The sequence below is a fragment of the Polaribacter sp. HL-MS24 genome (genome assembly GCF_032758595.1).
In the GTDB taxonomy this organism is placed as follows: domain Bacteria; phylum Bacteroidota; class Bacteroidia; order Flavobacteriales; family Flavobacteriaceae; genus Polaribacter.
In genome coordinates, this window is sequence record NZ_CP136415.1 from 2,134,149 (window position 1) to 2,155,037 (window position 20,889).

Genomic DNA, 20,889 nt, shown 5'->3' on the forward strand with positions numbered 1-20,889 from the left:
CTATCAAACCGCTACTTTGTTTATTAAATGCTTTAATGTTCAAATTAACTAAATCACCCCGCATTACTTATGTTTATTGTTAGTGGCTGGCATTATTTCCGTTTATAATTTAATTCTCCTTTTTTTATATCTGGATAGTAATCATCAGCATAATCTATTCGTAAAGTATCCACATCTATGCTATATTTGCTTTTTAGTGGACCCATAAAAATATCAGCACGAATTATCTGTATAGTCAAGGAATCATTTGCATAATTATACTCATAAATCTCATTTCTGCGTTCAAATCTATCGTTTGTCTTAAAAATCAAAGTGTCATTCTCTGAAATCCATGTACCAATAAAATCATTTGGCTCAACGTAGCATAAAAGAATATTCTCTCCGCTTTCACCATTGAAAAACTGCAAATTATCTAAATCTTCTATCATCAAATAGTCCTTGTCTGACAATTTTTCGTATTTATGTTTTGAAGGAATCACAGCAATGTACAAGTGTCCATTATAACTAAATTCAATACTATCTCCGTCTATTTCATATAGGAATTCCTGTCCATTGATTAACACGTCTGTCGAATTTTTAAAATCAAAGGTCTTTGAATAATCCTCATTATAAGTCCATATGCCAAGTAAGGACAGATTATCACTATTTTCTTCTTTCTCACAGCCTGAGATTAGAATTGCTATCAGTATTCCTTGAAACAATATTTTCAGATTTTTCATGTTCTTTTAATATTTGGCTACTCTGTCAAGATGATTGTTATATACCAGTGGTTGCGTCCTGCTTGCCACTAACGGCCCGGCTATGCGGAGTGCGGGATTTGTACCCACAAGCCTTTCAGCCTGCCGTAAATTTTATTAATTGCTGTTACTTTCAAATCACCATTAAACCCCGCATTACGTATAGCCATTGTTCCTGTTGCACAAGTATTTACCCAAATATAAGTAAATATAGATTGATAATAAAAATATTTTCTTTAAATTTAAGGATGCAAGGAAAAAAGACCTATCAAGAAAAGCTGTTTGCTTGTTTTAGTTTGAGTGAACGGGCACCAAAAGACAATTTTTACCGACAGTTAGGAAGCGTTTTAGATTATTTATATCGGCTGACCAAAGCATATTAAGAAAGCAGCTGAAAAAAAAGCATAAATCCCTCCAAAAAACACTACAGCACACTCATTTTTTAGTATTGCATCCCGCACATCGGCTTAAAAAGGAAGGTTTTTTACTTTTTTTCGGGGCTTGTGCAACGGTTACCGTTGTTACAGGGAGTTTCTTTTTCCCATTCGTTTTAATAGTCTCAAATGGGATAGTATTCCACCCCAATAAGTTGTTTGATTTGGTTTTATATTATTCTCAAGTAAAGTGTAGTACAAGATTCTGTTGAGTTTGGGGTAATGAATGTGATGTATATGTGGAAACAAATGATGTGCAATGTGATTGTTGAATCCGCCTAGTATGAAGTTCGCAGTTTCGCTAAATGGGTGCATATCATTTGAACTTTTTATTTGGTTCATTAGCCAAGATGTCTTGATATAACCGTTATCATCTGTCGTAGGATATTCAGTTTCTTCAACGTGATGAGTCATAAAGAAAGTGAAAAGTAAAAACAAAGACTGTGTTAAGTGCATCAGAAAAAAACCTGCCAAAACAATAAACCAAGCTTGTCCTGAGAAAAGCATTGGTAAAACAAGTATAAAGGTCAGATAAAAAGTCTTTTGTGTCCAGAATGAAAGATGATATTTGAACCCTTTTTTTTCTGTGTATTCGTCTTTTGAAAATAGAATTACAAAATCCTTGATGAAAACCCAAAAAAGCGAATAAGTGGTATAAGCTAACGGAGCATAAAAGTGTTGAAACTTATGATACCAAAAGTGTTCACTGTTTGGAATTACTCTTATTAGTTTTGTTATTTTCAAATCGGAGTCGTAGTCTTCCACATTAGGTGCATAGTGATGCGAGTTGATGTGTCTTTGTTTCCAAGCTTCCGCGTGTGCACCAACAATGGTATAAATGAAAATAAAGCAAAGGTTATTCAGCTTTTTATTTTTAAAAATCGTGTTATGAGAAAAGTCGTGTGAAAAGTTGAAAGCGAATAGTAACGACACAAAACCGTATAAAATAAAGCTAAGTACAAAGTAAATTGGATTTTCTACCAAATAAAGTAAGAAGTATGCAACAACCGAAAACGAAAAGTAGAAACTAAACTTAGCCCATATCTTCAACAGAAATACTTTCTTGTCGAAAATAAGCTGTTCATCTACTTGTCTGTAAATGGTTTTTAGCAATTCACTGTCCTTGGAGATATGAACATGTTTATCTCGCAAAAGGTATTGGTTTAAAAGATTTTTGTGTTCCCATTCCTTTTAAAAATCGGAAATGAGATGCTAATGATTTTCTATATGGCATTTCCATATAGTTCAGTCCGTGTTTTTGTGCTAACTCTCTGAATATTGGCAGAATTTCTAAATAGTGAACGTGGCAAATGTTAGGCAACAAATGATGTAGAGCGTGAGCATTGAAACCGCCCAATGTCCAATTGAAAAATATGCTGTCGGCATTGTAATCAACGGACGTGCACATCTGTAATTTTGGCCAACTCATATCCAATTTGTTATTCTTGTCAGAAACAGGATGTTCTACATAATCCGACAAATGAGATACACCTAAAACCCCCACAAACAACAAAGACACCATAAAATGATTCAATAAGAATGCTAACAAAACGTTTTCCCATCCAAAGTTCAATAAGTAAATAGGGAGGATAATCATATAACCTAAATAAAGAAGTTTGTAAATAACCAATTTGAATACTTCATTTCTTGGGATTTCAATTTTTATAGTCCTGCTAGAATAATTTAAAAGCATCAAGGTCTCACGAAAGAAGAACCAATTCAAAGAGTAAAGTAGATATAAAAATGGAGCATAAATGAACTGATAACGGTGAAACCATTTTAATTCTTGACTTTCAGTCATTCGGAATAATGGATTATTTAAAACGTCTATGTCGCTTCCTTCAACATTGGTATATAAATGATGCGATTCGTTGTGGTTCTTTCCCCATACGTAAGCATTGTTACCTTGAAGATTAAAACTTATTGAGAACAGCACTTTGTTCCAAAATTTACTTTTTACTGCAACTCCGTGTGCAGCATCGTGCGAAATATTAAAAGCCGTCAAAAGCACAGAAAGTCCCATTAATAGATAAAAAATATAAAAACCTAAAGTTGTAGTGCTAGTAATCATAAGTCCGTAAAACAAGATGTCAAGACTGAAATAAAGTATGATTTTAAAAATCATTGTCTTGTTACCTGTCTTTCGAATTCCTTTTTCAGAAAAGTACTGTTCGATTCTTTCGTTCAGTTCTTTGTAGAAGGTGGAACCTTCATCTTTTGAGAATTTCAGTTTTTTCATTAGTTCTTCTTTTCTGGGTAATCGGTCTTTTTAAATGCCCTGTAACGGTTAGTATAAGAATAGTATCCGAGTGCGTGACACCTACTTGTCAAGGTAAAAGAAAGTTGAAGCGGGCTACAATCCATGATTTTACTACTATTTTGGCTATTATTTTTATACATTGTTCCTGTTGCACAAGTATTTATCCAAATATAAGTAAATATAGATTGATAATAAAAATATTTTCTTTAAATTTAAGGATGCAAGGAAAAAAGACCTATCAAGAAAAGCTGTTTGCTTGTTTTAGTTTGAGCGAACGAGTACCCAAAGACAATTTTTACCGCCAGTTAGGAGGCGTTTTAGATTTAGAATATTTGTATGGCTTGACTAGAGCTTATTATGGTACAAGTGGGCAAGAAAGCGTAGATCCCGTAGTTTTTTTCAAACTGTGTTTGGTCGGCTATTTAGAAAACATCATTAGTGATCGCAAGCTGATATCCCATTGCAGCATGCGTATGGATATTTTGTATTTCATCGGTTATGATATCGATGATGAACTGCCATGGCATTCAACGATTAGTCGTACACGACAATTGTTTCCAGAAAGCCTCTTTGAAGAGGTATTTACCAAGGTTTTAGCACTGTGTATTTCAAAGGGGATGGTCAGTGGTCACACCCAAGCCATTGACTCCGCCCCAGTGAAAGCCAATGCATCCATGGATAGTTTGGAACTCAAAGTTCCCAAAGAAGACTTAGAATCACACTTGCAGAAGATACGTCATATCAGCCGTATGGATAAACCCCATCGACAAGCCAAAGAAAACAAGGCCTCTAAAACTCAACAAACTATTGATGCAAACAAACAAGAACTAGGCGCTATAAAAAGCCGTAACAAGAACTGGTCAAAAAATCAAGATCAGCGCCCCGGTGCAGGCAACAAAGGCAGTAAATACACCAGTAACAAAACCCATTACAGTCCGACTGATCCTGATGCAAGAATTAGTGTAAAACTAAGGCAAAGCGAGAAAACTCAATTATATGAGTCAGCTAAGTGTAGACACTGCCCACCATGTCATCACCGATATTCAAGCTTACCATGCCGATAAGAAAGACAATCAATACCTTCAGGATATTGTGAATCGCTTAAAACCAAGACTTCACCACTCGGGATTACTATGGCAAAACTGTGTCGCCGACACGGGTTATAGTAGTGGAGAGAACTATGCCTTTTTAGAACAAGTGAACTTACAAAGCTTTATTCCACCACACGGCACCTACAAAGGTGGTCCCAAAGGGTTTATTTACAATGATCAAGAAGACCATTATGTATGTCCACAAGGAAAATCCATCCCCTTCAAAAAAGTATTTAAAGACTATCGCACCCAAACCTTAAAAAAGGAATACCGAGGGTCGAGTAAACTATGTAATGGCTGCCCAATAGCAAGCCAATGCCTAGGTAAATCCGCCAAAGAGAAGAAATTTTCTGTAACCTACTACCGAGAGGAATATGAGCGAAACAATGCACGAGTCCACAGCAAACAAGGACGCTTTATGAAACGTAAACGTCAAAGCACGGTAGAACCTGTTTTTGGGACACTGACTCAATTTATGGGCCTGAGAAAGATCAATACCATAGGCATACAGCAAGCCAACAAGGTGATGCACCTAGCAGCAATGGCTTACAATCTGAAAAAGTACCTGAAATTCACTCAAAAACTGGCAAAATCTAAGGCAAAAGCCCTTGGTTTTGTGTTTTTTGAAATTACCGCCCTCACAAAGGGCATTGGGTCCTATATACCCCCCTTTAAAAAACAATACAGCACACTCATTTTTTAGTATGGCATCCCGCACATCGGCTTAAAAAGGAAGGTTTTTTACTTTTTTTCGGGGCTTGTGCAACGGTTACCATTGTTGTGTGTAGTTTTATTTCTCTATTTTATCATAGTTTTTCAGCGTTTTTAAGACCCATAATGTCTGTATTCCTGCCCATTCTAACTTTGTTCCTTCACTAATGCCATACCAAGTATCCCAACGTCCATCCTCTTTTTGTTTTTCAATTAATGTTTGTAAATCCGACTCAATAGTTTCTTTGTTAAACATAGAATAAAACACACTTTCAGTAGAATTGGCATAGTTCAAACTATGTGGTTTACCATATAATCCCCATCCATCATCAGATTTATCATTACAAATAATACCATCTGCTGATATCCATTTTTTTAAGTTGCTGATTCTTTTATTAGCCTTCTCTTTACTTCTGGTATTAGTTAAGAATGTCAGCCACCTTGGCACACATAAATAGCAGAAGACGTGTTTATCTTGAATTCGTTCAAATTCACTCCAAACAAACTCTTCTGCTTTTTTCATCCAAGGGATGTCTATCTCATACTTTTCCAAAACCCCAAGTAGAGGTGCAGTAGTGCTTAAAGCCGCCCATTCTTTAACTGTTTTAAAATGTCCTTCGCAGGGATAATCACTTTTTGGTCTAAACATCCAAGGCACACCTCCTTTTTCTGTTGTTATACTCTCAAAATATGGCATAAAATCTTTTAGAATGATTTCTTTGGTCAAACAACCAACTTCATCAAGCGTTTCAAGTGCCATAATACTAAATAGAGGTTGACTTTCAGGTGATGCCGTATCTGGTTCCATTCCGTGACCAAATCCACCATCAGAATTTCGATAAGCATTAACAGCGTGAAAAACGCCATTTTCATCTCCATTTCTAAAATGAAATTCAAATAAACGTCGTTCAATCATTCTCGCATTTGTCAATATAAAATCCCTTGCCTTTAAATATTTATCTTTTGATAATTTCATTCTTTATTTTGGGCGTATTCAATTACACACAACGTTTTGGCTATGCGCAGTGTTCCGAAGGGCATTGCGTATAGGTATTGTTGTACACAGATTTTATTTATTCAATATCCAATTTACCAAGTCCTTTTTGTCTACAATCGACCAACTATGAGGATGTCTTTCGCCATTTGCTCTGTATCCTTTATCAATTGTCGGAATATATTCAACACTTTCATATCCTTTCTCGATAAGACTTTCAGATAATTTTTTGATATAAAAAGCGTTCATTTGTTCGTAATCAGCCATTCGATTTTCTTTCCACCAAAGAGTGTCAGGTTCTGTATAAAGTCTGATTTTTGTACGCTTTAATTTTTTTAGGTTTGAGATGTTATTCGTGCTATAAGTGAATACAGCACTGTTTTCATATTTTGCAATATTGTCCTTTGGATTACCGAAGTTATTGCCTAAAATTTCTAAAAGCCATATACTTTCTTGAATTGAAGGTTCAGAAAAATTTCGTTCTATATTTTTTTCAGATGATTTGTACAATGCGGTCAAATCTATTGGTGAATCTACGATAAACACTCCTTTCGGGTCAATATAGAATTGTTTCATCCCAATAATAAAATCACTTATTAATAGACTTACAACTCCACCACTTGAAAAGCCACCGACAAAAATATTTTCAGTTGGCAGTTTATTTTCAATAATTATGTCCTGTAATTTTTTTGCGAGTTGATATTTTTCACTTTTCTCAAGCCATAGTTTCTGATTAAAATTTGACAACAACACAGCAATACTGTTTTCTCTTGCAATATCAAGAATTTGGAACTCCCTTTTTATATCATCAGCATTTTCAGGATAACCACCGAATAAAATTAAAACGCCTTTTATTTCTTCGCTTGGCTTATGAAGTTCGTAATCTTCTTTTATGATTTCGGTGAACTTAATTTTTTCAGCAGTTGGTTGTGCCTTTTCATGTTTGTTCTGTTTACACGAAACAACTACAATAAAAAATAATAGTAAAATGGATGCTTTTTTCATTCGTCAAATGGTTACCAACGGGAGACTTCGCAATAAGCCCCATTTTAGTTAAAGATTAATTGATTAGATTTATTTATATCGCATCTAAAGGTTTGTTTTACGTTCAAAAAGAGTCGTAATAGTTTAGGTTTTATATCTAGATAGTCTTTTAAATCGACTACAAATGACTTGATTTGTGATGATAAATGAAAGGCAAGCTCTTTGAGCCTGTTTTTCAAGGTTTTCACCCTGCTGCGCAAAGTCTCCCGACTTTGAGCTTATATAATTCTCATTCATTAATTTTTTGTTCAAATTCATTTTGATACTTCAAAATTTGCATTTCATTTTATGATTTTTTAGTTGCGCGAAGTCGGGAGACTTTGCGCAGCTGGCTTATTATGGTACAAGTGGGCAAAAAAGCATAAATTCCTCAAAAAAACAATACAGCACACTCATTTTTTAGTATGGCATCTCACACAACGGCTTAAAAAGGAAGGTTTTTTACTTTTTTTCGGGGCTTGTGCAACGGTTACCGGTGTTAGGCAACGTATTTTACTCCATTCTTTTAAGATTATAGTCTTTTTTGTTTAATAAGTAAAGAAGTCCATCTTTCCCACCTAAATGTCCCATTCCAACTGCAATAAATGTTGGCTTATTTTCTATGATATTAATTATGTCATCAATCCAGTTTTTATTCCGTTGATTAATAACTAAATCAGTTATTTGAGCAGGCGAAATATCTTTAAAAGCACCAATCTGTTGATGTTTATACATTTTTAGAGTTCGTTTATATACTTTAAGTATACTGTCATATTCAAATTCACTTTTAGGTAACTTAACTCCATTTAGTTTTTTCATTACTTCTATAATTTCATCGGTAGATTCTAGTCCAGTTACTTTAATTTCATTTTCTTGAGCGATATTTATCAGTTGACTTTCCATTGAAACAAGCTCATTTCCATATTCTGACATTATAACTCTGTAAGTCTCTTTAATAAAGTCTGGAATTTTAAAATTCATAAATTTTTGTTGTTCCGATTTGTCAGTAACATCTCTTTCAAGTGCTAATTGTTCACATTTCTTAAGATTGATAACTATTTTTTCAGGAAATTCTATTTCATTTTTTGGATATAAATGAATTGTACCAAAAAGGTAAGATGTCTTTCCTTTTTTTGAAGTGATTTCCCAAAGATTTCCTTTATCAAAATCCCTTTTTTCTTTATGAAAACAAGATGTTATTGTAAATAAAATTGATATTAGAAGTAGAGTTTTTTTCATATGTTGCCTAACGTGTTCGTGTATGGTTTCGTTGCGTTGTGTACTAAGTTAGTAAAAAGAAAGAAACCCATTGTTCAGAAGCGACAGAAATTCCTATCGGAATTTCCGAGCAATGAACTATACATGTTGTGCCTGTTGCACAAGTATTTACCCAAATATAAGTAAATATAGATTGATAATAAAAATATTTTCTTTAAATTTAAGGATGCAAGGAAAAAAGACCTATCAAGAAAAGCTGTTTGCTTGTTTTAGTTTGAGCGAACGAGTACCCAAAGACAATTTTATCGACAGTTAGGAAGCGTTTTAGATTTAGACTATTTGTATGGCTTGACTAGAGCTTATTATGGTACAAGTGGACAAAAAAGCGTAGATCCCTCCAAAAAACAATACAGCACACTCATTTTTTAGTATTGCATCCCGCACATCGGCTTAAAAAGGAAGGTTTTTTACTTTTTTTCGGGGCTTGTGTAACGGTTACCTTAGTTGTGCAACGTTATTTTTAAAATAAGATATAAAAAATGTAAAAACAAAAAGATATTATAAAAAAAACATAAATATAATTGTTTTTTGTATTCTTATTTAGATGAAACTTATAGTTAAAACAAAGACTGAATGGAAATGTTGGGATTAATAAATACAAATATTCATATTTAAGTTTAAATAAAATAATGAAACTAAAAACAATTACTTGTAAACAAGTTAAAGCAAATAATAATTTACCGTATTTAATTTTTGATACAATATTCAAGTTTTTTTTGTAAAAATTATAAAAGTAATAAACTATTATAATTAAGATTATAACTTTAATATAAGCGTAAGAACTAAAATATGTTTCCATAATTTTTTAATAGTTAGAAGTTGCTTCTCTACATCTGGCATGATTTTCAATAGCCACAACAGTTTCGATTATGGCGTCAGCAACAGCTACACCATAACAAGGAGATGCTACGCCTAAAGTCATTAAAGTTAAAACATTACACCAAGTTATAGCTCTATCATATGATGCATGTATATTATGAAAATCTTGTTCAAATTTGTCGTCACATGGATCTTCATTCTTACTCATATGTGAATTTGTTTTTTTATTATATTATTTTTTTGATGATTTCTAATTCAGTTAATAACTCATGTTTGGACAATAGAACTAATTCAGGATAATTTTCTTTATGTTAATTATATTCTTTTCAACATTCTTTTTGTGATTTTGATATTCTTCATAAAGACCTAATTCTTTTAAAATTTCTTCTTGATTATTATTTTTACTATAATAGATTTTATTTTTAGTCTCCTTTTTTGCATTTTTAAGATTATTCATAAGTAGATTAGAAAAAGTAATATTTTTGATATACAAGATCTTCAAAATATTTATCAAGTTTTATCTTATTTTTTAAATTTTACTCTTTCTATTTTCAATAACTCGGTTTACTCTATATTTAAAACAAAATGAATATAGTAAAATAAATTCAAAATGTTCTTAAGAGGCTTTTCAACTTTCCCATACTCCTCTCACATTTTTTTAATGTTGTTAGTTTTCAACTTTGGATTGTCAGTCCTTCCTAGACTTTGATTTGGTTCATGTTGCACAACGTTGCGTATAAGAATAGTATCCGAGTGCGTGACACCTACTTGTCAAGGTAAAAGAAAGTTGAAGCGGGCTACAATCCTTGAATTTACTACTATTTCGGCTATTATTTTTATACATTGTGCCTGTTGCACAAGTATTTACCCAAATATAAGTAAATATAGATTGATAATAAAAATATTTTCTTTAAATTTAAGGATGCAAGGAAAAAAGACCTATCAAGAAAAGCTGTTTGCTTGTTTTAGTTTGAGCGAACGAGTACCCAAAGACAATTTTTACCGACAGTTAGGAGGCGTTTTAGATTTAGAATATTTGTATGGCTTGACTAGGGCTTATTATGGTACAAGTGGACAAAAAAGCGTAGATCCCCTCCAAAAAACAATACAGCACACTCATTTTTTAGTATTGCATCCCGCACATCGGCTTAAAAAGGAAGGTTTTTTACTTTTTTTCGGGGCTTGTGCAACGGTTACCTTTGTTGGTGGTATGTGCTTTCTTCTTCATTCTCTTTATTTATTAACTCTAATGCAAAGCCTAAAAACACTTTATGAGCTTTTGTAAAATGAAAATTATCTCCCATTTTTTCAATTATATTTCGTTTTAACATTGTATTATAGATTAAACTCTTCCTGCTTTCAGGACTGCTTATTTGCTTGTTTTCTTTGATAATTTCATTCCAGCTATGAGAGTTTTTAAAATACTGATTTATTCTTTCTAAATTGAAAAATGAACTATTTAACTCATCAATAAAGTTTTTACCTTCTTTATCTATTTCATAGGATAGGATTGATATAAATGTCATTATATCTCTTGATGTTTTTTCGTCTGTATTTTTAGAAATTAAATAAATATATTCAGTTTCTACTATTAATTCATAGCCGAAAGATTCTTGGAAGAAATCAGTATAAAACTCTTTGTTTTCTAATTCTGAAATTGTTTTGAAAAGCTTTCCTGAAATAAAATAAATTTTCCGTCTAACAAACTTTTTACAATGTCATAATGATATTCAGGATATTCAATCTTCATCTTTTGTTATTTTTAGAACAGGTATTTTAAGTTCTGTATTATCATTTTCTATAATAATTTTTTCGTATTTATTTTGATATACTATATTAATGTCTTTCTCAAATAAAAGAGAGACCATTGTAAAGTATTGATTTGTGCTAAAATCTGAATTGTCAGATTTTATTTCATTATTAGTCCATTCGAAGAAATTTTGGATTGGTAAAGATTCTACCATTCTTACTTTATATTTGATTTTATCAAAAATCCAATCTTCAAAACTATGACTTTCATCATTAATAAAAACTTCTTCTTCTAATTGAAATTGCTCAAAATACTCTTTGGTAGAAAGCCCAAAGTCATTAGAAAAAACATTGTCTCTAAATTTTTGCAATAATTCTTTTTGCGGACTATCTTTTTTATAACAAAACCCCTTACTTAAATAATGATGCATTCCTTTTAATATTGAATTTTCAGTTTTAATTCGTTCAATTAAAGGAATTAGTTCATTTACTAATATTTCTGATTGTTGTCGAATATCAATTAAGGTTTGTTTTAGTCTATTATACAAGCGTCCAAATTTTAAACGAATATTCTCATCTTGGAAATTTAATCTTTTCTCATTTGTATATTCAGAGATATTTAGTAAAATATTATAAATAGATTCAGAGTTATGTATATCAATAATATTGTTCAAAGGAATTATGTAATATTCAATCCAAAAACTTGCTTTATGAATCTTTTCTTGATAGTCAATATTATCAATATTTGCTTTTAAATCCCTTGATTTTACTAACAAACTTGATGTGTTGTTTTTGACTTGCGACAAGAATTTATCAATTTCATTTGTTAAAGAATCAATTCTTTCTATTAATATATTTTTGTCTTTGTTTATATCTTCTTTTATCTTGATGAATAGATTAGTAATTGATTGAACATATTTTTCAATCTCTTCGGGTAATAAAGGTTTGAATTGTTGTAGAATAAATTCAAAAAGATTGTAATAAACATCCGTTATTTGGTATTCATCATTGATGTTTTTTAAAATCTGGTATACAAACAATTGATTTTTAATTTCTACTCCATATTTTTCAATTTCATTATCTAAAAACTCATAGTCAATAGAATTGTTTCTTGATTGAGCCAAAAACAATTCTTTCAACAAATCAAAATGTTGATGAATAAATGATAATATTGTTTTCGGTTCTGCTTTAATCATCAGTTAAAATTTCTTGTTCTAAAAATTTATTATTCTTTAATACAAGTTCTCTAATTTTAACAACTTCTGGCAAATGAGAATTTTTAACTCTAATTGTCATCTTAGCTTTGTTTCCTTTTAATGATTTAGAGAACTTCTCATACAATTCATTAAAATTGTTCGGAACATATAATTTAGTATTTGGATAAATAGATTTTATTCGTAGATATTCATCCAGTCCGTTGAAATCGTAATCAACAAAAACGGAATATTCGTTTGCTTCAATTTTTTTGATAGAATCTTTTCCTATTCTTCCATATTTATGAAAATATATATAATTATTACCTAAAACTTTTTCGGCTCTTAGAAATGTATCCAAATTCTCAACAAAACAAACCTTACCAGCAATAATAATTGGGTTTTTTATTGAAAATAGTCCAAATGTTTTGGTATAATAATTCAAGTCAAGTTCTTTGCTATTGATTAGAGTCTTTTTGAAACCACGTATTAAAAATATTGGTTCATTTTTTATTTGAGAAGCCTTTGAATCTCTATATCTTTTAATATTCGAACTTTTTGATTTTGAAAAGGAGTTTACAGGGAAACTTTTAGAAAAAAAAATATCAAATAAATTTTCGTTATTAATTGAAACAACAAAGCCTTTTCCTTTTTTTTCTTTTAGCAAAATATTACTTGATAATAACGACTGAAAAATGTTAGAATTAAAAACACTTTTCGGAATCTTTGAAGCAGAAATCTCTTTTAGCTCTTTTAAAAAGTTATATGTTTTAAAATCTATTTCTTTCATTTTATTTTTCTTCTATACATTGCATTACCATTTTTTGCACTAACAATAATCTTCCCTTGACTTCTGAAAATTTTATAATATTTATCAAATCCATCATATGGGTGAAGTGCTGCGGATATAGGCAAAAAGTTATTGTCCTTACAAAACTTTAATAATTCAATTCTGTTTTCATCATCAATAGTTCCTAATTCATCAATGAATAATACAATTTTATTTTCTTTATCATTGATTGTTAACTTATTGATTATTGCCATAATGATAACCAGCCTAATCATCTTGTCTGTTCCATCAGATTCAATTTGATTTTTCAAATCAACAGCTTTCTTTTTCCCTTTGTTTTCAAGATGTAGCTTAATATCGAATAAATCAGAAAAATTAATGGTTATACCATTTTCAAGATATTTTTTCAGAACATTTAGATTATCTGTTTGGTCAAATAATATTTGATTATAATCTAAACCTTGTATTTCCATTATCTTGTTTAAATCCTTTTTTAAGGTATCATTTTGAATTAGTTCAATCTTTAAAGAATCAATATCAGAGATTTTAATTTTCCTTAATTTGCTATTGAATTGGTTTACAACCCAAGAATAAAATTCGTCATAACTTGATAATAAAGACTTTGCTTGTGCTGAATACAAAGAAGAAATACTACGAAGTAAATCTTTAATGCTTTTCTCTTTTTTGTTTATTGTTGCTAACTCACTTTCAATGTATTCAATCAATTTTTCTTCATTTGCTTCAACGGAATTGGTTTTATTCTTTAAGCGTTCAAATAATATATCTTTATCTGTTTTAAAGCTATTTCTATCTTTAAGAAATCTATTAAAGTCTGCATAAATATTATTTAACGAACTTGATGTTTCATTTTCAATTTCAATAATTCCTGTTTCTTCAATTTCAATTTTCCAATCTATTATTTCTTTCCTTTTATCATTTAAACCCTTTATATCTCCAATAATGTCAGAATACTTACCGTCAAATTCTTTTATTTTACCACCTATTTTTATTATTTCTTTTTCAAGTTCGTCAAACTCTTGTTGATTGGTTTTAATTCTTTTTGAGATAATATCTATTTCTTTTATAAGATTAGGTAAAGAATTTATTTCATCTATTTTACTCTGGTAATCAGAAATTTCTTTTTTAATCTTTATAAGCTCTTCTTTATTATTCTCAAATTTCTCTGCTATAGGTAGTAAGTCGTTATTTGCTTTTATTTCTTTTTGAAGTTGCTCAACAGATTCTTTTAATTCTTCTATTGATTCAATGGGTTTAGTTTTAATGTTATCAGGTAACTTTATTGCACCATCAAATATTTGCATTATTTCAGAAATCTGCTCAATTTCTTTTTCAATATAATCTTTTGATATACTTGTTAAATTATCAGAGAATATACTGTTAATAAGTTCTTTTGCTTTTTTATATTTTGAAATTTGATGAATTAATAAGTTTTTGTAATTATCAATTTTCTCTTTTATATTTTCAAGGTTTTCCGTTTGCTTTTTGACTTTGTTTTCAATAATTTGTTTACTTAAATCTTGTGTTTCTATTTGAGATATTTTTGTTTCTATCTGTTTTCGTTTAGTATCTAAATTTTCAATAGATTGTTGAAAAAACGGAATCGTTTTAGAATCTCCAATTGATAAGATTGCTGTCTTTTTTTCTTCTAACTTATCAAAATCTTCCTTGTCTCTTTCTACGATTGTTTTAACACTGCCTTTCTTTTGTAACAGTGTATCTTTTTTGGGTTTTAGATTTTCATTTAACTCAACATAATACTGTTTTTTTAAAATCTCTTTTTCTTGCGTTTTTTCGTGTATGTCATTAAAAACGATTTTGTATTTATCATTAAAGTTGTAAACTAATTTCGCTAAAATTGTATTTGTCGCTTTGTATTGATTTACAAGTTCTTTAAATATACTGAAATCTTTCTCTACACTTCTAATTGCTTTAATCTCATTATTAAAATTTAAAAGACGGTTGATTTCATTTTGGCTTTGCTTTGTAAAAACAATTTTTTCTTTCTCTTTTTTGTCTGCAATAATTAAAGAATCCTTTAAAACAGTATTATCTATATCTTTTGAGTAAATTAGATATTTATAAATTTTAGAAAAATTATTACTTAAACCGTCTGTTTTGACATTTGAATCTAACCAAACAGCTGCGTTATTGCTTTTTCCGGATTTGTAAATAAAATTAAAGACTTCACGTTTATCCTTAAACTTATTGAAATCAATTTGATTAGTAATGTGATTTGATTCTATTTCTTGAAGTGAGTAGAGCCGTTGGCTATCTTGATTGATGAACAAAGCTTCTTTGTATTCATTTTCAATTTTATAATATTCTAAGTCTCCATCAACATTTCTTTTTATAAGAATACAATAATATCTGTTTTTGAAAATCTCAAAAATCAAAAAGCTTTTATTATGAGTAGGAAAATAATGGTGAATTGTGCTTTTGTCTCCACTTCTTTGTCCACTAAAAATCATTCTTTTTCCATCGACAATAAAAAGAAAATTCAAAGCATAAATCAGTGTACTTTTTCCAATATTATTTGGTCCTATTAATTGAATTGCATCAGCATCTTTTAATTCAATGTCTGCTTTTGAGTAAATGTCAGAATTTAATAGGATTAATTTTGTTATCATTTGATAATTTTTATTGTTTGCACTTCGTTTCTTTGCATTACCTCCAACGGTGAGTATATGAAAAGTTGCCGATTTCGAAGTACTACTTTCCAATTTGCGATAACGTTTTGGCTAAGCTGCGTTTTAATGCAGTTTAGGTTTTGTTAGCAACTGGCTATTTATCAAATTTACTAAATCGTTCTTTTTTTAAGTCTTTCCAATCCTCCTTGACAATACTATAGTAAACATCATTTTTACTTTTTCCTTCGGAATCTATATAATTATTTCTAAAAACTCCTTCTTTTATTGCTCCAAGCTTTTCAATCGCTCTTTGTGAACGAATATTGCCTTCATCTGCACTAAATTGTATTCGTCTGAATCCTATTTTTTCAAACCCGAAATTTAATAATTCATATTTACAGGCTTTGTTTAGCCCAGTTCCTTGAAAGTCTTTTCCGTACCAAGTCCATCCAATTTCAGATTTCTGACTAGCAATATTGATGTTTCCATATCGTGTGCTTCCTGCTACTTTTCCACTTTTTTTGTCAATAATTAAAAATGGATAGCAAACACCATTTTCCTTGTCTTTAAGTGTGTTCTTTATATAATTTTCAAAATCAGATTCTGTTCGTATAAACATTCCCATATACTTCCAAATTTCATTATTGAATATTATTTCTTTAAGTTCTAGGTTTCTTATATTTTCAAAAGGAATTAGTAAAACTCTATTATTTTCAAGTTCTATATTTGATTTCAAAATTTCTATATTCATTGTCTTTTTGCTTGTTGCTAACGTTTAACTATACAGATTGTGCCTGTTGCACAAGTATTTACCCAAATATAAGTAAATATATATTGATAATAAAAATATTTTCTTTAAATTTAAGGATGCAAGGAAAAAAGACCTATCAAGAAAAGCTGTTTGCTTGTTTTAGTTTGAGCGAACGAGTACCCAAAGACAATTTTTACCGCCAGTTAGGAGGCGTTTTAGATTTAGAATATTTGTATGGCTTGACTAGAGCTTATTATGGTACAAGTTGACAAAAAAGCGTAGATCCCCTCCAAAAAACACTACAGCACAGCCATTTTTTAGTATGACATCTCACATAACGGCTTAAAAAGAAAGGTTTTTTACTTTTTTTCGGGGCTTGTGGAACGGTTACCGGTGTTACAAACAGTTTATATTTCATATTCAATTCCTAAACTGAAAATTGATGGTTTTATTGAATTATCTCTTTCAATAAGACCAAGAAAATATCTTATATTTATTCTCAATTTTTCAGATATTTTATAGCCTAAACCTAAATTAAAGCCTAAATCAAATTTGTCATAATTCGTGTTATTATTTTGAGAATTATTTCCTTGATTTAACCCAAAAGAATCTTTGGTAGTTTCTTGTTTTCGATTTATAACATAACCTAATTGAATTCCACTTTCTAAATTAAATTTTTCATTAATAAAATATTGTAAAATAATTGGTAAAGAAATTACAGATTCATTTATTGTTTCTTCAATATCACTAACTCCTATAAGAATTCCATTTGAGTCAAATAATGAAATATCCTCGAATACTCTTTTTGTTCCTTGGTTAGAAAAAAGTAATTCAGGTTGTATTCTAAACTTTTTAGAAATTTTTATATTTGAATAACCTCCAATATAAAACCCAATTTTTCCTTGATATTCTACAATCCTGGAATTCCCAACATACACATCTGGTGTGTATTTTGACATATTAATTCCTGATTTAAGACCAAAATTCATTTTAGTCGTTTGTGCATTTATTGAAATATTAGCTAATAATATTAAAATAATCAAAAAGTTCTTTTTCATCTATGATTTTTGTTTTTAATTGTTTGTAACGTGTTTGTGTTATGAAAAGTTGCTTTTTAAAAGTACGGCTATTTTCCGAAGGAAAATAGAAGAACTTTAGAAAAGCATATACTTTTGATTAAGCTAAAAATAAGCAATTTTTTATACACGATGTTAACAAATGTTATTTAATAATTCATATTATTTTTTTGTAAAATAGCTTTATTCACAACTTTCATATTCAGCGATAACTTTTAATATTTGACTTTCTCTAAATTCTCTTTTTTTAAGTTTTTTAACCAAAGAAGGGCAATCTGAAAAATATTTCATAGCTCTCTTCCTGAAAGATTTAGTAAAAAGTGATGCACTCATATTTGTAGGTAAGGTTATTAAAGGAGAAGCAATCTTTTCATTTTTTCTTAATATATAAAATTCATTATCTTGAGATGAATAGTAAGTTGAAGATGTAAAACCACGTTCTCCACCCCAATAGCACAAGTATCTTGCTTTTGTAGACCTATGAATCTGTTTTCTGTGAATTCTTTTTTCCTTTGTCTTGCTGTTACTTATTCTATTGGAGTTGCTATTTTTTCTTTCCAATGAGTATCAATGAATCTCCGTCTTCGAATTCGGTATATTCTTCAAGCAACAAAATTTCAAAATTCCTCCCAAATAAATCTCTCAGGCTTTCATCTGTTTGGTAATTTACGAGTAGTCCTTTAAAAAGTTCTTCTCCTTTACCTTTCCAAAATGAATGGCAAATTACACCACTGTCATTTAATAAATCAACCTGTCGTAGTATAGATCTTCTTAATTCTTCGTCCGTTAAATGTTGTAAGACTTTATTTGAAAATATCCCATCGAACTTTCTTTGGGTGCGAAGTGTTATGGCATCTAAATTTAAAAATTCATCCTTTGCATTATTTCTAATTAATCGATTCAGAAATTCTGTTGAATAATCTGAACCCACAACTCGATATTCTTTTTTTAATATTTGAAAATCAGTTCCAGGACCTGAACCGATCTCAAGAAGCAATGAATTTGATGGTAAGAAATGAGATAGCTTTTCAATCAATTCTTCTCCGTGGACGTCTTTGGCCAATTTTATATATTCTTCAACGGATTTTTTAGTTTTGTAATAATTGTCATTCATACCGTTTATTCCTATTTCCAAAGTTCACTGAATGAACTCCATTTTTTATTTACCTAGAATTGAAGCTGTATTCTTAATCAATGCAAGTTAATGTTTTTCAACGAACTAAAAAAAATAGGTATACACTCAGTAAAGAGAGATTGAAAGGAAGGATAGAAGTGTCAAGTCGTACGGATATTGGCTTGTTACCTTACAGCTTTTCTTTTAAAAGGGCAATTTCGTCACGCAACTGCGCGGCAACAAGAAAATCTAATGATTTAGCAGCGGCTTCCATATGTTTGCGTTTTTCACGGATTCGTTTTTCAATTTCTTCTTTGGGCAAGTACTGCAAATCTTGTTCTGCGGCCTTTTGTTTGGCATTGTCGTAATGATAACTCGACACTGCCGATTTGGTTAAAGTGTCTTCAATTTTCTTATTGATTTGTGTAGGAGTAATCTTGTTTTGGGTATTGTAGGCAATTTGCTTTTCTCTTCTGCGATCGGTTTCGTCAATGGTTTTTTGCATACTATTGGTCATCTTATCAGCGTAGAGTATGGCCAAACCATTTACATTTCTAGCGGCTCTACCTATTGTTTGGGTCAATGACCGATGACTTCTAAGAAAACCTTCTTTATCTGCGTCCAAAATGGCGACCAGAGAGACTTCGGGAAGGTCCAAACCTTCTCTTAATAAGTTGACACCAATGAGCACATCAAACAAGCCTTTACGCAAATCCTGCATGATTTCTACTCGCTCTAGGGTGTCTACATCGGAATGAATATAACGACATCGAATGTCCACCCGCGCCAAATATTTGGTCAATTCTTCTGCCATTCGTTTGGTAAGAGTAGTAACTAAGGTGCGTTCGTTTTTTTCTACGCGAATTTGAATTTCTTCAATCAAATCATCAATCTGATTCAAACTGGGTCGAATTTCAATAATAGGATCCAGCAAACCTGTTGGTCGGATGATCTGTTCAACAAAGACGCCTTCTGTCTTTTGCAATTCGTAATCTGCTGGGGTAGCACTCACAAAAATAGTTTGGTTTTGAATGGCCTCAAACTCTTCAAATTTTAAAGGGCGATTGTCCATGGCTGCTGCCAATCGGAATCCATATTCGACTAAATTCTCTTTCCGACTGCGATCGCCTCCATACATGGCATGGGTTTGCGGAATGGTAACGTGACTTTCGTCAATTACCATCAAATAATCCTCTGGGAAATAATCCAACAAACAAAACGGGCGGGTGCCCGGTGCTCGTCCATCTAAATACCGTGAATAATTTTCAATTCCTGAACAATAGCCCAATTCTCGAATCATTTCTAAGTCAAATTCAGTGCGTTCTTTTAAGCGTTTTGCTTCCAAGTGCTTTCCGATTTCTTTAAAGTAATCGACCTGCTTCACCATGTCTTCCTGGATTTGATGAATGGCATTTTGTAAAACATCGGGAGAGGTTACGAATAAATTGGCAGGATAGATGGTAAGTTCTTCAAAAGATGCAATTACTGTGTTATTTTCCAAATCGAAAGATTCAATTTCTTCAATTTCATCCCCAAAAAAGTGAATGCGAAACCCGTGGTCTCCGTAGGATGGATAAATGGTTACGACATCCCCCTTTACTTTAAAAGTCCCGCTTTTGATTTCAATTTCGGTTCTAGAATACAAACTAGTCACCAATTGGTGTAAAAATTTTGTCCGAGCTATTTGCTGACCTACGGCAACTGGAATTACATTTTTCTTAAATTCCACTGGATTCCCAATTCCGTACAAACAAGAAACGGAAGCAACAACCAAAACGTCACGTCTGCCAGAGAGTAGGGAAGAAGTGGTGCTCAATCTCAAGCGTTCGATATCTTCGTTGATGGAAAGATCTTTTTCAATATAGGTACCCGTAACGGGAATGTAGGCCTCTGGTTGGTAATAATCGTAGTATGATACAAAATACTCCACCGCATTTTCTGGAAAAAAATGTTTGAATTCAGAATACAATTGGGCTGCCAAGGTTTTGTTGTGTGCCAACACTAAGGTGGGTTTTTTGACATGTTGGATGACATTGGCCACTGAAAAAGTTTTTCCAGAACCCGTAACACCTAGTAAGGTTTGATACTTTTCTCCGGAAACAATACTTTGGGTGAGCTGTTTGATAGCTTCTGGTTGATCTCCAGTAGGAGAGAATTCTGACACTAATTTAAATTCCATCGAGTAAAAATACGGATTGTTTTAGTAGATTTTATCCTCTGT

At 31.1% G+C, this 20,889-nt stretch carries 20 protein-coding genes; 4 read left to right on the top strand and 16 right to left on the bottom strand.

Translation table 11 applies throughout. The annotated features are described in order from the left end of the window. Window positions 1–92 precede the first annotated feature (92 nt). On the bottom strand, window positions 93–719 hold the full coding sequence (locus tag RRF69_RS10095; RefSeq protein WP_316939663.1) for a hypothetical protein: 627 nt from the start codon (window positions 717–719) through the stop codon (window positions 93–95). A gap of 266 nt (window positions 720–985) precedes the next feature. Here RRF69_RS10095 and RRF69_RS10100 point away from each other — a divergent pair, with 266 nt between their 5' ends. Then, entirely contained in the window at window positions 986–1,120 is a 135-nt protein-coding gene (locus RRF69_RS10100; RefSeq protein WP_316939645.1) for a hypothetical protein, read from the top strand. Window positions 1,121–1,258: 138 nt separating this feature from the next. Here the strand turns inward: RRF69_RS10100 and RRF69_RS10105 are convergent, their stop codons facing one another. After that, window positions 1,259–2,323, bottom strand: a complete 1,065-nt coding sequence (locus RRF69_RS10105; RefSeq protein ID WP_316939665.1) for a fatty acid desaturase family protein — start codon at window positions 2,321–2,323, stop codon at window positions 1,259–1,261. Then, the gene (locus tag RRF69_RS10110) at window positions 2,313–3,410 is read right to left on the bottom strand and encodes an acyl-CoA desaturase (RefSeq protein WP_316939666.1); all 1,098 of its coding nucleotides are present in this window, start codon (window positions 3,408–3,410) and stop codon (window positions 2,313–2,315) included. The genes RRF69_RS10105 and RRF69_RS10110 overlap by 11 nt, the downstream gene beginning before the upstream one ends. Before the next feature lie 206 nt (window positions 3,411–3,616). Between RRF69_RS10110 and RRF69_RS10115 the strand changes: the two genes are divergently transcribed. Both RRF69_RS10115 and RRF69_RS10120 read left to right on the top strand, forming a co-directional pair. Then, window positions 3,617–4,495 (top strand): transposase, encoded by an 879-nt coding sequence (locus tag RRF69_RS10115; protein ID WP_316939655.1) that lies wholly within the window; start codon window positions 3,617–3,619, stop codon window positions 4,493–4,495. After that, window positions 4,428–5,225 (top strand): transposase, encoded by a 798-nt coding sequence (locus RRF69_RS10120; protein ID WP_316939667.1) that lies wholly within the window; start codon window positions 4,428–4,430, stop codon window positions 5,223–5,225. The genes RRF69_RS10115 and RRF69_RS10120 overlap by 68 nt, the downstream gene beginning before the upstream one ends. A gap of 87 nt (window positions 5,226–5,312) precedes the next feature. Here the strand turns inward: RRF69_RS10120 and RRF69_RS10125 are convergent, their stop codons facing one another. From RRF69_RS10125 to RRF69_RS10165, 9 genes are all read right to left on the bottom strand, one after another. Next, window positions 5,313–6,209, bottom strand: coding sequence for a hypothetical protein (locus tag RRF69_RS10125; protein WP_316939668.1), 897 nt, complete (start codon window positions 6,207–6,209; stop codon window positions 5,313–5,315). A gap of 93 nt (window positions 6,210–6,302) precedes the next feature. Continuing rightward, window positions 6,303–7,232 carry a hypothetical protein gene (locus tag RRF69_RS10130; RefSeq protein WP_316939669.1) on the bottom strand — a complete coding sequence of 310 codons (930 nt, stop codon included), beginning with the start codon at window positions 7,230–7,232 and terminating at the stop codon, window positions 6,303–6,305. 531 nt (window positions 7,233–7,763) lie between these two features. Then, the gene (locus tag RRF69_RS10135; RefSeq protein WP_316939670.1) at window positions 7,764–8,489 is read right to left on the bottom strand and encodes a TraB/GumN family protein; all 726 of its coding nucleotides are present in this window, start codon (window positions 8,487–8,489) and stop codon (window positions 7,764–7,766) included. 844 nt (window positions 8,490–9,333) lie between these two features. Beyond that, window positions 9,334–9,555: a hypothetical protein gene (locus tag RRF69_RS10140; RefSeq protein WP_316939671.1), complete on the bottom strand. Its 222-nt coding sequence runs from the start codon at window positions 9,553–9,555 to the stop codon at window positions 9,334–9,336. Between the two features lie 985 nt (window positions 9,556–10,540). After that, complete coding sequence (locus tag RRF69_RS10145; protein ID WP_410479484.1) at window positions 10,541–11,038, bottom strand: condensin complex protein MksE; 498 nt, start codon at window positions 11,036–11,038, stop codon at window positions 10,541–10,543. A 48-nt stretch (window positions 11,039–11,086) separates the two neighbouring features. Further along, the gene (locus RRF69_RS10150) at window positions 11,087–12,292 is read right to left on the bottom strand and encodes a hypothetical protein (protein WP_316939673.1); all 1,206 of its coding nucleotides are present in this window, start codon (window positions 12,290–12,292) and stop codon (window positions 11,087–11,089) included. Beyond that, window positions 12,285–13,079: a hypothetical protein gene (locus RRF69_RS10155; RefSeq protein ID WP_316939675.1), complete on the bottom strand. Its 795-nt coding sequence runs from the start codon at window positions 13,077–13,079 to the stop codon at window positions 12,285–12,287. Before RRF69_RS10155 ends, RRF69_RS10150 begins: the two co-directional genes overlap by 8 nt. Continuing rightward, window positions 13,076–15,820: a hypothetical protein gene (locus tag RRF69_RS10160; protein WP_316939676.1), complete on the bottom strand. Its 2,745-nt coding sequence runs from the start codon at window positions 15,818–15,820 to the stop codon at window positions 13,076–13,078. The genes RRF69_RS10155 and RRF69_RS10160 overlap by 4 nt, the downstream gene beginning before the upstream one ends. 61 nt (window positions 15,821–15,881) lie before the next feature. Continuing rightward, window positions 15,882–16,478: a GNAT family protein gene (locus RRF69_RS10165; RefSeq protein ID WP_316939677.1), complete on the bottom strand. Its 597-nt coding sequence runs from the start codon at window positions 16,476–16,478 to the stop codon at window positions 15,882–15,884. A gap of 116 nt (window positions 16,479–16,594) precedes the next feature. On the opposite strand from RRF69_RS10165, the gene RRF69_RS10170 reads away from it, so the two are divergent. Continuing rightward, window positions 16,595–16,747, top strand: coding sequence for a hypothetical protein (locus RRF69_RS10170; protein WP_316939678.1), 153 nt, complete (start codon window positions 16,595–16,597; stop codon window positions 16,745–16,747). A gap of 138 nt (window positions 16,748–16,885) precedes the next feature. On the opposite strand, the gene RRF69_RS10175 is transcribed toward RRF69_RS10170, so the two are convergent. From RRF69_RS10175 to uvrB, 4 genes are all read right to left on the bottom strand, one after another. Beyond that, on the bottom strand, window positions 16,886–17,536 hold the full coding sequence (locus tag RRF69_RS10175) for a porin family protein (protein WP_316939679.1): 651 nt from the start codon (window positions 17,534–17,536) through the stop codon (window positions 16,886–16,888). Between the two features lie 201 nt (window positions 17,537–17,737). Further along, a complete protein-coding gene (locus RRF69_RS10180; RefSeq protein ID WP_316939680.1) occupies window positions 17,738–18,115 on the bottom strand; it encodes a hypothetical protein in 378 nt (125 codons plus the stop codon). After that, window positions 18,099–18,668, bottom strand: a complete 570-nt coding sequence (locus RRF69_RS10185) for a class I SAM-dependent methyltransferase (protein WP_316939681.1) — start codon at window positions 18,666–18,668, stop codon at window positions 18,099–18,101. Before RRF69_RS10185 ends, RRF69_RS10180 begins: the two co-directional genes overlap by 17 nt. A gap of 190 nt (window positions 18,669–18,858) precedes the next feature. Further along, window positions 18,859–20,847: an excinuclease ABC subunit UvrB gene (uvrB, locus tag RRF69_RS10190; RefSeq protein ID WP_316939683.1), complete on the bottom strand. Its 1,989-nt coding sequence runs from the start codon at window positions 20,845–20,847 to the stop codon at window positions 18,859–18,861. Window positions 20,848–20,889 lie beyond the last annotated feature (42 nt).

Coding starts and splice junctions, on each gene's coding strand:
- RRF69_RS10095 (WP_316939663.1), bottom strand. CDS start 719: ATGAAAAATCTGAAAATATTGTTTCAAGGAATACTGATAGCAATTCTA.
- RRF69_RS10100 (WP_316939645.1), top strand. CDS start 986: ATGCAAGGAAAAAAGACCTATCAAGAAAAGCTGTTTGCTTGTTTTAGT.
- RRF69_RS10110 (WP_316939666.1), bottom strand. CDS start 3,410: ATGAAAAAACTGAAATTCTCAAAAGATGAAGGTTCCACCTTCTACAAA.
- RRF69_RS10120 (WP_316939667.1), top strand. CDS start 4,428: ATGAGTCAGCTAAGTGTAGACACTGCCCACCATGTCATCACCGATATT.
- RRF69_RS10125 (WP_316939668.1), bottom strand. CDS start 6,209: ATGAAATTATCAAAAGATAAATATTTAAAGGCAAGGGATTTTATATTG.
- RRF69_RS10130 (WP_316939669.1), bottom strand. CDS start 7,232: ATGAAAAAAGCATCCATTTTACTATTATTTTTTATTGTAGTTGTTTCG.
- RRF69_RS10135 (WP_316939670.1), bottom strand. CDS start 8,489: ATGAAAAAAACTCTACTTCTAATATCAATTTTATTTACAATAACATCT.
- RRF69_RS10140 (WP_316939671.1), bottom strand. CDS start 9,555: ATGAGTAAGAATGAAGATCCATGTGACGACAAATTTGAACAAGATTTT.
- RRF69_RS10150 (WP_316939673.1), bottom strand. CDS start 12,292: ATGATTAAAGCAGAACCGAAAACAATATTATCATTTATTCATCAACAT.
- RRF69_RS10155 (WP_316939675.1), bottom strand. CDS start 13,079: ATGAAAGAAATAGATTTTAAAACATATAACTTTTTAAAAGAGCTAAAA.
- RRF69_RS10165 (WP_316939677.1), bottom strand. CDS start 16,478: ATGAATATAGAAATTTTGAAATCAAATATAGAACTTGAAAATAATAGA.
- RRF69_RS10170 (WP_316939678.1), top strand. CDS start 16,595: ATGCAAGGAAAAAAGACCTATCAAGAAAAGCTGTTTGCTTGTTTTAGT.
- RRF69_RS10175 (WP_316939679.1), bottom strand. CDS start 17,536: ATGAAAAAGAACTTTTTGATTATTTTAATATTATTAGCTAATATTTCA.
- RRF69_RS10185 (WP_316939681.1), bottom strand. CDS start 18,668: ATGAATGACAATTATTACAAAACTAAAAAATCCGTTGAAGAATATATA.
- uvrB (WP_316939683.1), bottom strand. CDS start 20,847: ATGGAATTTAAATTAGTGTCAGAATTCTCTCCTACTGGAGATCAACCA.